This window comes from Moraxella nasovis (genome assembly GCF_022701215.1).
In the GTDB taxonomy this organism is placed as follows: Bacteria; Pseudomonadota; Gammaproteobacteria; order Pseudomonadales; family Moraxellaceae; genus Moraxella; species Moraxella nasovis.
This window is the reverse complement of the sequence record NZ_CP089976.1, coordinates 1263272-1277564: the sequence shown is the minus strand read 5'-3', so window position 1 is coordinate 1277564 and position 14293 is coordinate 1263272. Positions and strand designations below refer to the sequence as shown.

Annotated in this window: 15 protein-coding genes and 1 pseudogene; 3 read left to right on the top strand and 13 right to left on the bottom strand. The window is 41.9% G+C overall.

Annotation, left to right across the window (positions count from 1 at the left end; genetic code table 11):
- The first annotated feature begins 10 nt into the window (after positions 1–10).
- A pseudogene (locus tag LU293_RS06275) lies at positions 11–662 on the top strand (IS1595 family transposase).
- A gap of 90 nt (positions 663–752) precedes the next feature.
- Here the strand turns inward: LU293_RS06275 and LU293_RS06270 are convergent.
- The 7 genes from LU293_RS06270 to LU293_RS06240 form a co-directional block, all read right to left on the bottom strand.
- Positions 753–1886 (bottom strand): aminotransferase class V-fold PLP-dependent enzyme, encoded by a 1134-nt coding sequence (locus LU293_RS06270; protein ID WP_242746446.1) that lies wholly within the window; start codon positions 1884–1886, stop codon positions 753–755.
- 253 nt (positions 1887–2139) lie between these two features.
- Positions 2140–3483 carry a glutamyl-tRNA reductase gene (hemA, locus tag LU293_RS06265; protein ID WP_242746444.1) on the bottom strand — a complete coding sequence of 448 codons (1344 nt, stop codon included), beginning with the start codon at positions 3481–3483 and terminating at the stop codon, positions 2140–2142.
- 327 nt (positions 3484–3810) lie between these two features.
- Positions 3811–4047 carry an acyl carrier protein gene (acpP, locus tag LU293_RS06260; protein ID WP_242746442.1) on the bottom strand — a complete coding sequence of 79 codons (237 nt, stop codon included), beginning with the start codon at positions 4045–4047 and terminating at the stop codon, positions 3811–3813.
- 174 nt (positions 4048–4221) lie between these two features.
- On the bottom strand, positions 4222–4950 hold the full coding sequence (gene fabG, locus LU293_RS06255; protein ID WP_242746440.1) for a 3-oxoacyl-ACP reductase FabG: 729 nt from the start codon (positions 4948–4950) through the stop codon (positions 4222–4224).
- A 30-nt stretch (positions 4951–4980) separates the two neighbouring features.
- Positions 4981–5934: an ACP S-malonyltransferase gene (gene fabD, locus LU293_RS06250; protein ID WP_242746437.1), complete on the bottom strand. Its 954-nt coding sequence runs from the start codon at positions 5932–5934 to the stop codon at positions 4981–4983.
- 179 nt (positions 5935–6113) lie between these two features.
- Positions 6114–6296 carry a 50S ribosomal protein L32 gene (gene rpmF / locus LU293_RS06245; RefSeq protein ID WP_242746434.1) on the bottom strand — a complete coding sequence of 61 codons (183 nt, stop codon included), beginning with the start codon at positions 6294–6296 and terminating at the stop codon, positions 6114–6116.
- A gap of 225 nt (positions 6297–6521) precedes the next feature.
- A complete protein-coding gene (locus LU293_RS06240) occupies positions 6522–7079 on the bottom strand; it encodes a YceD family protein (protein ID WP_242746432.1) in 558 nt (185 codons plus the stop codon).
- Positions 7080–7163: 84 nt separating this feature from the next.
- On the opposite strand from LU293_RS06240, the gene LU293_RS06235 reads away from it, so the two are divergent.
- Positions 7164–7883, top strand: a complete 720-nt coding sequence (locus LU293_RS06235) for an elongation factor P hydroxylase (protein WP_242746430.1) — start codon at positions 7164–7166, stop codon at positions 7881–7883.
- An 11-nt stretch (positions 7884–7894) separates the two neighbouring features.
- Positions 7895–8497, top strand: a complete 603-nt coding sequence (locus LU293_RS06230; RefSeq protein WP_242746428.1) for a Sua5/YciO/YrdC/YwlC family protein — start codon at positions 7895–7897, stop codon at positions 8495–8497.
- A 13-nt stretch (positions 8498–8510) separates the two neighbouring features.
- On the opposite strand, the gene LU293_RS06225 is transcribed toward LU293_RS06230, so the two are convergent.
- The 6 genes from LU293_RS06225 to atpG all read right to left on the bottom strand — a co-directional run bounded on the left by LU293_RS06225 (position 8511) and on the right by atpG (position 14249).
- Complete coding sequence (locus LU293_RS06225) at positions 8511–10154, bottom strand: ATP-binding protein (protein WP_242746426.1); 1644 nt, start codon at positions 10152–10154, stop codon at positions 8511–8513.
- 98 nt (positions 10155–10252) lie between these two features.
- The gene (locus LU293_RS06220; protein ID WP_242746424.1) at positions 10253–10978 is read right to left on the bottom strand and encodes a response regulator; all 726 of its coding nucleotides are present in this window, start codon (positions 10976–10978) and stop codon (positions 10253–10255) included.
- Positions 10979–11013: 35 nt separating this feature from the next.
- On the bottom strand, positions 11014–11430 hold the full coding sequence (locus LU293_RS06215) for a F0F1 ATP synthase subunit epsilon (RefSeq protein WP_242746421.1): 417 nt from the start codon (positions 11428–11430) through the stop codon (positions 11014–11016).
- A gap of 70 nt (positions 11431–11500) precedes the next feature.
- Positions 11501–12925: a F0F1 ATP synthase subunit beta gene (gene atpD, locus LU293_RS06210; RefSeq protein WP_242746419.1), complete on the bottom strand. Its 1425-nt coding sequence runs from the start codon at positions 12923–12925 to the stop codon at positions 11501–11503.
- A 34-nt stretch (positions 12926–12959) separates the two neighbouring features.
- The gene (locus tag LU293_RS06205) at positions 12960–13355 is read right to left on the bottom strand and encodes an SEN1984 family lipoprotein (protein ID WP_242746417.1); all 396 of its coding nucleotides are present in this window, start codon (positions 13353–13355) and stop codon (positions 12960–12962) included.
- A gap of 18 nt (positions 13356–13373) precedes the next feature.
- The gene (atpG, locus tag LU293_RS06200; RefSeq protein ID WP_242746415.1) at positions 13374–14249 is read right to left on the bottom strand and encodes a F0F1 ATP synthase subunit gamma; all 876 of its coding nucleotides are present in this window, start codon (positions 14247–14249) and stop codon (positions 13374–13376) included.
- Between the last annotated feature and the right edge of the window lie 44 nt (positions 14250–14293).

Here is a 14293-nt window from a genome sequence, read left to right as displayed (position 1 = left end):
TACGACAAAAATGAAGATAACTCGTTGTAAACTACTAAAAAAGTTCAGTTAAAGCTACTTGAATTTTTTATCGCCCAAGTTACTGCTAGAACAGCCAGTGATTTACTTGAAATTCACCCAAACTTAAGCAGCGTTATTTTACCATAAAATCTTAACTTTGATACAATACCATCTTAACCTAGAAGCTCAAACACGCTTTGATGGTAAAATAGAGCTTGATGAAAGTTATTTTGGTGGTGTTCGTAAAGGCAAGCGTTGTCGTGGAGTAAAACCGCTGTATTTGGTCTTTTAAAGAGAAATAGTAGGGTTTATACCATAGTTGTAAAAGATACCGAACAAACAACGCTCATACCCATCATCACTAATAAAATCAAGCCTGATAGTATTGTTTATACGGATAGTTATAAAAGCTATAATGCCTTAGATGTGAGTGTTTTAAGCATTTTAGAATAAACCATTCAAAAGAGTTTACAAACAAAAAAACAGAGCCAATCACATCAAAGTACAAGAAAACTTCTGGTCTCAAGCTAAGCGTATTTTGAGAAAATACAACGGTATTGGCAAGAAAAACATTCATCTTTTTATCAAAGACGGAAGTTTAGATTTAACTATGGTTTAGCTTTAATCAGCTTAAAGTGCTTAGGAAGTGGTGTGGGATTTAAGGTTAATCTAGTACAGCCCCTTTAATAATATAATTGGTTTGATAATTTGTAAAACCCTTAGTTAAATCTAAGGGTTTTTCGTAAATTAAATTACCCAAATACTTTATCTGCTGCTTGCTTAAAGCGGGTAGCCGTACCATCAACATCCGTCAGCTTGTCAAGCCCAAATAGCCCAATGCGAAAGCTCTGATAATCGCTTGGCTCACCCACTTGCAATGGTGTGCCTGCTGCAATTTGTAAACCCTGCTCGGCGAATGCTACTCCCTTATGTACTGCCTCACTGGGTGCATGGCACACCACCACACCAAAAGCCTGATAGTTTGGATCGGCGACGCTTTGTATACCCTTATCCTGAAGAATAGCTAAAATCTGCTGACCAAGCTGTTTTTGGGCAGATCTTAGGGCGTCATAACCAACCGCCTTAGCCTCAAATAACGCATCTCTTAGCTGCTTTAGCCCATCTGTAGGCATCGTAGCATAATAAGCATGCCCACCCTCTTCATAAGCACGCATAATGTTTAGCCACGCCTGTAAATCTAAAGCAAAACTTGATGGCTTACTGTCTGCCAGTCTTGTTACCGCCAAGTCATTCATCAGCACAAGAGCGGCACAAGGCGTGCTAGATAACCCTTTTTGGGGAGCACTAATCAGCACATCAATGCCAAGCTTTTTCATATCAAGCCACATACAGCCTGATGCAATACTATCAATCACCAATAACCCACCAACCTCATGCACCGCACAGGCAAGCTGCTCAATGTACTCATCGCTTAGCATCATGCCAGACGCTGTCTCGACGTGTGGAGCAAAGACCACCTTAGGGCGATGCTTTCTGATAAAGTCAGATACTTCTTTGATATCGGCAGGGGCAAACGTTGGTTCTTCGCTTGCATTTTGTGCTTGTTTAGCACAAAAAACTTGGCTTGATTTAGCCAAATCTATGGCATCTAAAATCTGCGTCCAGCGATAGCTAAACCACCCATTTCGCACAATGACGCAATCTTTGTCACGCCCAAAAGCCCGTGCGACCGCTTCCATGCCAGATGTGCCAGACCCTGGGATGATTGCCACTGCGTCAGCGTGATACAGTGATTTTAGCTCACTTGATAAATCTCGCATGACCTGACCAAATACCGCAGACATATGATTTAAGGCTCGATCAGTATACACCACCGAATACTCTAGCAATCCACCAGAATCAACATCACGTCTTAGGGCTGTCATCACTTACTCCTTGTTGTAGGCTTAATAAATTACATCACCAATCTACAAAACTTAAGCCAAAAAATCAACAAAAATATACGCTTCCACAAAAGTCTTATGTCATTTTTTCTTTTTTATCAACGTGTTAATTAATGTATTAACGTTTATATGCGTAAATTTCTCTCATTTTGCCTCTATTTTCATGCAAAAACGATAAATAAAAATCCGCTCAGACTCACCTACTGGACTTTTATTTATTATGCAATGAAAAACTCTAAATGCTAGGTTTATTGCGATATGCTTCATTTAAGGATGTGGTAACAAGCTCTAAGCTGTTAGGATCATTCTGTAATGCCAGATCACGAATCATCTTAGATGGTGCGTGCGTAAGAGCTTGCGTTAGTTCATGGGCAAACTGCTCTAATACGTCAGTTATATTCTCTCCACCATCAATCTTACTCATCGCTTTTGTGAGTAGGCGTGCTTGGTGAGCTTTCGCAATTTGGCGATAGGCAATAATCTGGTTACGAGCCAGTTGCACTTGTAACTGCTGTTCAATGCCTGCAACAAGCTGGCTGGCTAAAATTTCCGCCTCAACTGCAGCCTGCTTACGTTCTTGTAGATTACCTGCAATGACGTGTTGCAAATCATCGACAGAATACAGATACACATCATCTAGCGAACCGACAGCAGGTGCGATATCTCGTGGCACTGCCAAGTCCACCATCAACATTGGCTTATTACGCCGTACTTTTAGGGCATATTTTGCCATCTCAAGCGTAATCAGCGTATCCATACTGCCACTGCAGCTGCTGACCACATCCGCCTCGCACAAATGACTACCAAGCTCACTTAAGCCAATGACGCTAATCTCGCATGCTCGCCCCGCTTGGCTTGCCATTTTTAATAATTCTTCTGCCAAATTTTTGGCTCGCTGCTCACTACGGTTAGCAATGATAATGCGACCCATGCCAAGCGTGGCAACATTATGGGCAACCAAGCGATTCATCTCGCCTGCCGCGACCAGCATAAGCGTTAAGCTCTTTGGCTCATCAAAAATCTGTGTCACAAGCTTAGCAGTCGCAAAGCCAAGGGTTACCGCCTGCTGACCTACTTTCGTATCACGGCGAATCGTCCGTGCAGCGGCAAAGACTCGCTGAGTCAGCCAGCCAAAATCAGGGCTAATACCGCCATATTCTCGAGATAACGCTACTGCTTGGCGAATCTGACCAAGAATCTGCGGCTCACCTAGAATCATCGAATCTAATCCAGCAGCGACCCGAACCCAGTGGTTTAATGCTCTTACGCTCTCATAGATATACAGATATGGCTTGATGTCATCAAGATTAACACCTTTTGATTGGGCAAACCATACCAGCACTTGGTGAATCTGCGAAGCATAAATCAAATCATCACTTAACTTATCATTCTCGCTTGCTACATCAGAACCGATACCAAAATATAGCTCACTGCGGTTGCAAGTTGAGACAATAGCACATCCATCGCTAATGCTGCTTAGCTGCTTGATGGCTTTAGGCATATCCGCACCAAAAGACAGCTTCTCCCGTAATGACACAGGGGCTGTTTTATGATTGATGCCGATCACCGCTAATTTCATCAAAACCTAACCAAGTCTAAAATACGCAAAGTCAATCCATCAACAGCTTATTTACTGCTGCAAAATAGATCTGACCATAAACATACTATTCATAAACATACTATTCATAAACATACTATTCATAAACATACTATTCATAAACATACTATTCATAAACATACTATTATAGCAGTTTTTATGTGGCTATCATAGCCAATGCCAACATTCTTTAAAAAGTGAACATTAGCAAAATTAGATACAAGCACTAATTAGCATTTATAATCGAGATTTACAAATCAAACACGCAATAAAAAAACCCCAGTACATGGGGCTTTTTTATCATCAAAATTAAGCAACTTTTGCAGTTACATAATCGATGGCTTTTTGGACAGTAGTCAGCTCAGCTGAATCTTCGTCTGGGATGGTGATGCCAAAGCTAGATTCAAATGCCATAACAAGCTCAACTAAGTCTAGTGAGTCTGCACCTAGGTCGTCCATGAATGATGCTTCATTTTGGATTTCATCAGCATTTAAACCAAGTTGCTCAGCAACCGCACCTTTAACTTTTGCTTCAATATCGCTCATGTGATATTCCTTAAATTCAAATGAACAGTGCCAGCACCATGCCAGCCACCGCTTAGGATTGCCCTAAAAATTGCCCTTATCATAAAACAATTTGCCAAAAAGTGCAAGCTTTATGTACATATGTTCACAATAATAATTTATGTTAATCTGTATTGGCTTATCTGTCAATACAGATTACATATACATACCGCCATTTACTGCCAAGACAGCACCAGTAATATAGCTTGCCTCATCACTTGCCAAAAAAGTAACAGCGGCGGCGATTTCTTCTGGCTGAGCCATGCGCCCAAGCGGTACAGCATCTAGCATGGAATTAATCAGACGCTCGTCTAGCTCTTCGGTCATATCTGTTTCCACAAATCCAGGAGCGACACAGTTCACCGTAACGCCACGAGAACCGATTTCACGTGCTAATGCTCGGCTAAAGCCTTCCATACCTGCCTTGCTTGCTGCATAGTTAGACTGACCTGCGTTGCCCATTTGACCGACCACAGAACTGATGTTGATGATGCGACCATGGCGAGCTTTCATCATGCCACGCACAGCACGGCGACTGGTACGATAAACTGAGCTTAAATTAGTGTCCATCACTTCTGCCCAATCCTCATCTTTCATACGCATCAGTAGGCCGTCTTTGGTAATGCCTGCGTTATTTACAAGCACATTAAGTGCACCATAAACACTGTCAATCTCTTCAAACAGCTTATCTACAGATTCATTACTGCTGACATCAAGAACACGTCCCATACCGCCAAACTCGCCTAGATATTCGCTAATCGCTTCTGCCCCTTTTTCACTCGTGGCAGTTCCAATCACAAAACAGCCTTCATTAGCGAAACGTAAGGCGATCGCACGTCCGATACCACGACTTGCACCTGTCACTAAAACAATCTTTCTACTCATAACTCACCTTTTATTTTATTTAGGTTAAACTTATAATGCCTCAATCTTCTCCAAGCGATCAAGCTTATCGCTTGGCAGTGCTGCTATTGAGCTGGCTTGACGCTTAGCCAAATTAGATAGGACATTACCCGGTCCACATTCGATTACCAAATCAATCTCTGCGTTTGCTAATTTATCCATCGTCTTTGCCCATTGAACTGGCTTAGACAGCTGCTCAGCTAAGGCAGTTTTAATATCATCAAGGCTTGTATGAATCTTAGCATGGCGATTTTGAATTACTGGAATGGCTGGTATTGTAAATTTAGTCTTAGCTAATAAATCAGCCAAGGCTTCACTAGCAGAATCCATTAATTGGCAATGAGACGGTACAGATACCTTTAGGGGGACGGCTTTTTTGCCAAGGGCTTGTGCTGCTGTTATCACAGCTGACACACCAAGCTGCGTACCTGCTACAACCACCTGACCTGGGCTGTTAAAGTTAGCGGGATCAACACTACCTGTGTTATGGCTTGCTTCTTCGCACAGGCTTGCCACCTGCTCATCTTCTAACCCCAAAACCGCCGCCATCTGCGTATCCATACCGATAACCGCCTGACTCATCAGCTTACCACGTTCGTGTACAAGCACTACAGCATCGCCAAGACTTAGTACGCCACTTGCTGCTAATGCTGAATACTCGCCTAAACTATGACCTGCCAAATATAAAGGCTCAAGTCCTTTCTCGGCAAGCTTTGGGCTGATGATTCGCCAAATGGCAATACTTGCTGCAAGCAGTGCAGGCTGCGTAAACTCGGTCTTATGTAGGCGTGATTCGTCTTGGGTTACTTCCCATAAATCAAACCCTAAAGCCTCGCTTGCCTCATCAAAGGTCTGACGCACAACATCAAACTGCTCGGCAAGTTCATTCATCATCCCTACTGCCTGTGAGCCTTGACCTGGAAAAAGCACTGCGATACGCTTTGCATTTTCTACCAAATTTACCATAAATCACCCATTATCTTTAAAATTAATAAACCAAAGGTTACATTCTAGCATAATTTCATTCTAGCATAAAAAATAAACAATTGTTTACTCAAAAATTTAGCTTCACCACAAAAGCTTGCACAAAAAAACCAAACCTATTGAGAACAATCGGTTTGGCTTATGCTTTAATTCACGTCAAATTAGCTGTCTTGACTTACCTTGAACAGCTGACGACCACGGTAAAAACCGTCTTTAGTCGCGTGGTGGCGAATGTGTTTTTCACCAGTAGTAGAGTCAATGCTCAAAATATTTACCAACATACGATCGTGTGAACGACGCATGTCACGACGTGAGCGGCTTTTGCGGTTTTGTTGAACTGCCATGATAGCTCCTAATGTTCATGAAAAGACAGAAATAGCTGCCTGATTTACAAAAAACGGTTGCGTCAATAGTAGCGAGCGGATTGCATCTGGTTTGGGATTTGGGCGTCTCCCAATACGCAAGCAAGGCTTGAACGCAATAAACGTCATATTCTATCAAAATTTTTACTAAAGTGAAAGCTTAAACTAAAAAATTTACAAAATTAAGTGTTGATTTGGCATTATATTTCAGTTTAGCTTGCCTTTTAATGCAGATAACACTGCAAAAGGATTATCCTGCTCTTGATTCTCGTCATGATCAGATGCGTCTATAGGTGTTGTGCAGTCGTCGTGACGTGGCGATAAAGGCAAAGCCAATAACAGCTCATCTTCTAATAAGGCTTTAATTGGCAACATTTTACGACTCTCGCTTGGGCACACTTCATCAAGAAGTACAAACTCAGCACCACCAATGCGTGATGTCTCATGCTCATTTGCCAAAATTGCCAAACGGTATTCGCCCGTTACATCAAAGGCGATAGGCTCAAGACAACGCTGACAAGACAACAAGATATCGCCTTGTACATCATAAGTCAGCCATAACACGCCATCTTTCTTAGCAAGTTGAACATTAACACTTAGCTTAGGATTGGCATTTTCGCTAAAATAAACCTGTTTTGACAGTCGTTCAAATTCATGAATAAAAATCTCGCCCACCCAAGAAAAGCCGGCGTCTATCCATTTTTCTAGCAGGATATTAGTGGGTAATTCTTTGGCGGTTTGGTGATAATCTGTTGTATTTGACATCGCTAAAATCATCTAATCTATGATAAAATTACCCTATTATTCCATAATTTACAAAAAATTTCAGCTTTTTATTTGCCAATAGCCATGATTGACTTTAGCCAACTGTCACCAAATAGCACCAATAACGCCATCACTAAAGCATGGCAAAGCTTTCATCAAGACCCACAAATCACAGCGATAATACAGCCAATGCTAAGCTGTCTGATATCAAAAGCAGATTGGCAAACCTATGCAAAATCTTGGCAAAGCGTAAAAAACGCCCATCACGACGAAAGCGTGCTAACCGACTGGCTTATCACACTGTTCAATCAATTATATCATAATGCCACTATGACCAAAACTCCCACTGCACTAGTGCGTGGCGATGGCGAACCTGAGTATTTTGCACCATACGATGGTAAGCCAGCTCGTATTGAATTTGCTCACGGGTTTTTCCAAAGTGCCTTACATGAGATTAGCCACTGGTGCATAGCAGGGTTTGACAGACGACAAATTGATGATTTTGGCTACTGGTATCAGGCAGACGGTCGTAATAAAGACGCTCAGGCTTTATTTGAACAGGTAGAAATCAAACCTCAAGCTGTTGAATGCCTGCTTAGCTTAGCGTGTGGACGTTATTTTTATGTTTCCCAAGACAATCTAAATGCCGACTTTGACACATCAAACAGCACCTTTGCAGCTGATGTATTTACCCAAGCTCAGCATTTTTTAAGCCAACCAAACTTTCTTCCCAAAGACGCAAAGCGGCTACTTTGGGTATTACTAAGCCTATGCCAGCCAAATTTTTATACTTCAATTCACTAAGAAGATAGTTTATGCAAACACTTTATATTCACCCAAAAAACCCGCAAGCACGCCTTATCAGCCAAGCAGTGCAGGCATTGACAAACGATCAGTTAATCATTTATCCCACTGGGCTTGGCTATGCATTTGGGGTGTCAGTCACCGCCAAGACCGCACTGGATAAGCTTTGTCGACTTGCTGATGGCAACTACCCTTTTAGCCTACTTTGTGACAATTTAAGTCAAATTGCACATTATGCAGATGTCAGCAATGCCCAACATCGTCTGCTAAAGTCGCACGCATCAAGCCAGACAGCATTGACGCTAGTAGCAACTAAGGCTGTGCCAAAAAAGCTACTAGATAACCAAAAATCTATCAGCATACTGCTAGCAACCACACCCCTTACCCTTGCCTTGCTTGAAGGCTTAAATGCACCGATAGTAAGTTTGCCGATTGGCGTACTAGATGGCTCACTTGAGATGACCTATGAAATAGCGGAGCATTTTAATGGCATTGCCGATTTGCTGATTGACGATGGGTCGATGGGCTGTTACATTCCAAGTGTGGTAAGCATAGTAGATGACATCACTTTGACTTACCAAGGAACAAATAATCCAAACCACTTGCTTGATTAATCAAACATTGACTTTATAACTTGGGTAATTTAACACCTGCTTGTTTAACAGGCCATGTCATAATAAAGCGTGCCCCACCAAGCTCAGGGCTGTCATCTACTGTAACGGTCGCATTAAACCAAAATGCAATGCGACTAACAATTGCCAATCCCAATCCATAGCCACCTGAGGCTCTAGTGCGGCTATCATCAAGGCGAGCAAATGGCACAAAAACCTTCTCACGATCTGCCTTGGGTATGCCTTGCCCATCATCCTCAACACTCACAAACGCCATACCTGACTTCACTCCAGCACTAATAATGATAGTACTTTTAGCATATCGCATGGCATTACCAGCAAAATTTTGCACCACACGATGCAACAACTTAAGATCTGCCATTGCCGCAACTTTCACACTAGGTAAAACAGTTCTTACGGTAATCGACTTACCCAGTGCGTTAGTCTCTCGCTCGATCCGAGTCACCAAATCAGCAAGCTTTACCATTTGCCAGTCTAATGTTGGCACTCCCTCTTCAAGCTTGGCATGGGTTAATATTTCATCAATCAGTTTGTTTAGCGATTCGATATCTTCATCAATATAGGCTTTTTGAGATTGTCTCGACTCATAATCATCATCGTCAGCTAGCATCTCAACTGCAAAGCGAATGCGTGCCACAGGCGTTCTTAGTTCATGTGATACCGCTCGGGTCAGCTCTCTTTGCGATTCGATCAAGCGTTTAATACGGTAGGTCATGACATTAAATGTATATGCCAGCTTAGCTACATCATCTCGACCGATAACTTCAATCTTGGTGTCTAAGTCACCTTTTGTTACTCGATCAACCCCAGCCTGAAGCAGTCTTAAACGCTTTTCTAAGGGTAGGATCAGTCCATACACCCCAAGGCTAATTAGCATCATACTTAATAACACGATACTAATTAATAAATTCAATGGAAACCACTTAAACAGCGGTGCAGGTCCAATAACGATTGCCATGGTATCAAGCTGAGATGCCATCACCACAGAAAGAGTGGTATCACGAATACTGTCACCATCTCTAAAAAGCATGACTGGCTCATCTCTACGAAGCCTGCCAATTTGCTCTAAATCCAAGCCCAAATGCTTAATTGGGTAAATACCAAAAGGAATGCCAAATTTTTTCTCCAAAAATTTAAGTCGTGCTTGTTTTTGGTTCATGGTTGGAAAATATGACAAATCGTCTAACAAAAAAATTGTCATGGCACGCACTTGACGCTCACCCACTTGTGATAAGCTGACAGTCAGTAAATTACTCTCGCCCTCAATGCGGTGATAAAAAGTGAGTTTTGAAGAATCAGCGTGGGCTTGAACTACAGTTTTTTCACTATTAAGGCGTTGAATCTCACGTTTTGTAAACGACACAGAGTTGATGGGTATGATATTAAATTCTTCACCAAAAAAGCTACTGGCATCAGCAAGCCAGTACGCACGGTCAATCTCATTTTCTTGGTGCGTCACACCTTGAGAAATTAAATAAAATATGCCAGATGACATATTTTCACGATACGATTGTAGACGCTTTTGATTAACTAGATTGGTAAGACCATAAGCAAAAAGTGCAACTGATATGCATAATAATACCAATCCTGCATATATACGAAAAAAGATACTCTTTTCACTGATCAAAAATTTTTCCATAGCCACTACTCATTTGCAGATCTTCATTTAATCAAGCCATCGCATAAATTTTAAAATAAAAAAGCCGACAAACTGTCAGCTTTTTATAGATTGTCACATCAATTACCATCTTTGACAAATAAATAACCTTTACTTCGAACCGTCTTAATACGTTTTGGATTTTCAGGATCATCACCAATCTTTGGTCGGATGCGTGAAACTCTCACATCAATGGAACGATCTTGCCCGTCGTATTCGATACCACGTAAACGCTCAAAAATATCTTCACGAGACAAAATCTTGCCAGAGTTTGATGCCAAAAGCCATAATAAGTCATATTCGGCACTTGTGAAGTCAACCAACTGACCATCTAAAGTAACCGATCTGCCGCCATTATCAATCACCAAATTATCAAACTGCAAACGCTGAGGAGAATCCTCACTCGCCACACCATCCAATCTTCTTAGCAATGCACGAACTCGAGCAAGCAAGACTCTTGGCTGAACTGTTTTGGCAACATAATCATCTGCACCCATCTCAAGACCAAGCACTTGATCCATATCATCAGTTCTAGCAGTCAGCATTAAGATGGGTTGCTGATAGTGTGGTCGCACCTCACGACACACTGTCAAGCCATCACAACCTGGCAGCATTACATCAAGTAAGACAAGATCTGGCTGTTCATCGATGATACGCTGAATCGCTGTATTTCCATTGCTTTCAATAGCAACTTCCATGCCATTTCGTTGCAGATAATCCTGTGTTAGCAGAGCCAATCTTTCATCATCTTCTACGATTAGAATATAAGGTGTTTTTTCTTTTTCTGGCGTTGCAAGTGCTGTCATGATCATATCCTTAATAAACCAACAAACCCAAAATATTACGCACGGTTTTTGTATTTCTGGATTGTTTGTAGCTGAGCAACAGACTCAGCAAGAGCAGCCAAAGCAGCGTTCGTCTGAACTGTGCTGCTCTGATTTGCCAGCATCTGTTCAGCTGCACGACGTGCTTCAGAAATCTTCGCTTCATCTAGATCATGAGCACGTTCAGCAGAGTCAGCCAAAACAGTAACAATGTTTGGCTGCACTTCTAAAACACCGCCAGAAACATAAATTACTTCTTCAGCACCTTCGCTGTTCTTAATACGCAATGCCCCAGGCTTTAGTAGCGTGATTAGCGGTGTATGACCTGCCAAAATACCCACTTCGCCATCATGACCCTTAGCAATCAATAAACTGACATCGCCAGCGTATAACTCTTCACGAGCACTCACTACACGACATTTAAATGTAGCCATTGAATCTCCCAATCATTTCGTTGCAACACAACCCAAGTAAAACGCCATTGCTTTACTTGGGTGTCTTTTATTATGCTGCTTTTAGTTTTTCAGCTTTAGCAATGGCTTCATCCATACCGCCTACCATATAAAACGCTTGTTCTGGCAAGTGGTCGTATTCACCTTCAATGATTGACTTAAAGCCTGCAATTGTATCACGCAAAGCAACATATTTACCAGGAGCACCTGTAAATACTTCCGCTACGTGGAATGGCTGAGACAAGAAACGTTGAATTTTACGAGCACGATAAACAACCATCTTATCTTCTTCTGATAATTCATCCATACCCAAGATGGCGATGATGTCTTTTAGCTCTTTATAACGTTGTAAAACTTCTTGAACGCCACGAGCAACTTTATAATGCTCTTCACCGATTACTTGTGGGTCTAGCTGACGAGAAGTCGAGTCTAGTGGGTCTACCGCAGGGTAAATACCTTGTGAAGCAATGTCACGGCTTAGGACTACGGTTGCATCCAAGTGAGCAAACGTTGTTGCTGGTGATGGGTCAGTCAAGTCATCGGCAGGAACATAAACCGCTTGCACAGAAGTAATTGAGCCTGATTGTGTTGAAGTAATACGCTCTTGAAGTAATCCCATTTCTTCTGCTAGTGTTGGCTGGTAACCTACCGCAGATGGCATACGACCTAACAGTGCTGATACTTCTGTACCTGCCAAAGTGTAACGATAGATGTTATCAACGAATAAAAGTACATCACGACCTTTGCCTGTTGTTTCATCTTTTTCGTCACGGAAGTATTCTGCCATGGTCAGACCAGTTAGAGCAACACGTAAACGGTTTCCTGGTGGCTCATTCATCTGACCATATACCATCGCAACTTTAGACTTGGTAAAGTCGTCAGTATTAACAACACCTGCTTCTTGCATTTCATGGTAGAAGTCATTACCCTCACGAGTACGCTCACCGACACCTGCAAACACCGATAGACCTGAGTGTTTTAGGGCGATGTTGTTGATAAGCTCCATCATGTTCACGGTTTTACCAACACCAGCACCACCGAACAGACCAACTTTACCACCTTTGGCGAACGGGCAAAGTAAGTCAATTACTTTAATGCCTGTTTCTAAAAGTTCTGTTGAGTTAGATTGCTCGTCATAGCTTGGGGCTTCACGGTGGATAGACCATTTTTCAGCAGAATTTACTGGACCTGCCTCATCAATAGGGCGACCCAATACATCCATAATACGACCTAGAGTTGCTTGACCCACAGGAACTGAAATTGGAGCACCAGTATTTGTTACTGATAAACCACGCTTCAAACCCTCTGTTGAACCCATAGCAATGGTACGTACCACGCCATCACCTAATTGTTGTTGCACTTCTAGCGTCGTTTCTGTGCCATCGACGTAAAGTGCATCAAAAATCTGTGGCACTTCACCACGACCGAACTCAACGTCAATTACCGCACCAATAATCTGTACAATACGACCGCTCATTGCGTTCTCCTATAATTCTCTAATTATTATGTAGTTACTCTACGATGCCATATCTAGTTTGATTGGCTGTTTCTCTAAAAGTATAGTTGGAAACCACTCCTTGAGTATCAAACAAAACAACCAATTCTTTTGTTTGAACATTATCACCAAGAGAAAAGAAGTTATAAGGAATAAAATTTCTTGCTTTTGGTTTAGAGCGTGAGTAAGCGTATGTCCACAATTCTTTTCCACTGTCAGTGAAAGTAACCGCATCTGCATGACCAAACAAATTAGCAATTTCTTGCTTGGTAGTTTTACCCTTGATAATCTTACTATCAATGCTTTGCTGGCTCTGTTCTTTCATACTGATATTGCCAGTTGACACACAAGCAGTTAGCGTTAATGCTGTAAGCATTCCCACAACCATTAATTTTTTATTAAAATTCCACATAGCATATCCTTAAAGGGATTAGGAGACAGCAGCAGCACCGCCAACGATTTCTGAGATTTCTCGAGTAATCGCCGCTTGACGCAGCTTGTTATACACTAACTGTAAGTCTTTAATTAAGTTACCAGCGTTATCAGTAGCTGCCTTCATTGCAACCATACGAGCTGACTGCTCTGAAGCAATGTTTTCAAGCACAGCTTGATAAACAATCGATTCGACATAACGCACCATAAGGTTGTCAATTAGCACCTTTGTGCTAGGTTCATAAATATAATCCCAACCATGCGAAACATTATCCGCCTTACTCTCCATCGCACCTGCAGGTAGTGGCACAAGCTGGGTAAGTGATGGTTTTTGGGTCATTGCATTAACAAATTTATTATACGCCAAGTAGATGCGATCTAAACGACCTGCACTATAGTCATCAAGCATTGCCTGAACTGGAGCACTTAACTGCTCATAGCTTGGACTATCGCCATAATCAGTCAATGCCGAGCTTACTTTTCCACCGAAACTCTTAAAGAAGCTAACACCCTTAGAGCCAATAGCAGCAAACTCAATCTCCACCGATTGATCTTGATATTCTTTGACTGATTTTAGCAAGTTTTTGAATAAGTTGATGTTCAAACCACCTGCCAAGCCACGATCTGATGTGACCACGATAAAGCCCACACGATTAACGGGACGGCTTACCATATAAGGGTGCTTATAGTCCGACTGTGCTTGCACCAAGTGTGAAATCACACGATGCATACTTTCGCTATAAGGACGACCCATTTCCATGCGTTCTTGAGCTCGACGCATTTTACTGGCAGCCACCATTTGCATTGCACGTGTAATTTTTTGAGTGCTTTTAATGCTGGTTACTTTTGCACGTATTTCTTTTAAGCTTGCCATAGTTGTTCCAATACGGGACTTATCTTAAATAAATAAGGTTTGGT

Coding starts and splice junctions, on each gene's coding strand:
- fabG (WP_242746440.1), bottom strand. CDS start 4,950: ATGAGTAGAAAGATTGTTTTAGTGACAGGTGCAAGTCGTGGTATCGGA.
- LU293_RS06270 (WP_242746446.1), bottom strand. CDS start 1,886: ATGACAGCCCTAAGACGTGATGTTGATTCTGGTGGATTGCTAGAGTAT.
- atpG (WP_242746415.1), bottom strand. CDS start 14,249: ATGGCAAGCTTAAAAGAAATACGTGCAAAAGTAACCAGCATTAAAAGC.
- LU293_RS06205 (WP_242746417.1), bottom strand. CDS start 13,355: ATGTGGAATTTTAATAAAAAATTAATGGTTGTGGGAATGCTTACAGCA.
- fabD (WP_242746437.1), bottom strand. CDS start 5,934: ATGGTAAATTTGGTAGAAAATGCAAAGCGTATCGCAGTGCTTTTTCCA.
- rpmF (WP_242746434.1), bottom strand. CDS start 6,296: ATGGCAGTTCAACAAAACCGCAAAAGCCGCTCACGTCGTGACATGCGT.
- LU293_RS06220 (WP_242746424.1), bottom strand. CDS start 10,978: ATGACAGCACTTGCAACGCCAGAAAAAGAAAAAACACCTTATATTCTA.
- acpP (WP_242746442.1), bottom strand. CDS start 4,047: ATGAGCGATATTGAAGCAAAAGTTAAAGGTGCGGTTGCTGAGCAACTT.
- LU293_RS06230 (WP_242746428.1), top strand. CDS start 7,895: ATGCAAACACTTTATATTCACCCAAAAAACCCGCAAGCACGCCTTATC.
- LU293_RS06240 (WP_242746432.1), bottom strand. CDS start 7,079: ATGTCAAATACAACAGATTATCACCAAACCGCCAAAGAATTACCCACT.
- LU293_RS06235 (WP_242746430.1), top strand. CDS start 7,164: ATGATTGACTTTAGCCAACTGTCACCAAATAGCACCAATAACGCCATC.
- LU293_RS06215 (WP_242746421.1), bottom strand. CDS start 11,430: ATGGCTACATTTAAATGTCGTGTAGTGAGTGCTCGTGAAGAGTTATAC.
- hemA (WP_242746444.1), bottom strand. CDS start 3,483: ATGAAATTAGCGGTGATCGGCATCAATCATAAAACAGCCCCTGTGTCA.
- atpD (WP_242746419.1), bottom strand. CDS start 12,925: ATGAGCGGTCGTATTGTACAGATTATTGGTGCGGTAATTGACGTTGAG.
- LU293_RS06225 (WP_242746426.1), bottom strand. CDS start 10,154: ATGGAAAAATTTTTGATCAGTGAAAAGAGTATCTTTTTTCGTATATAT.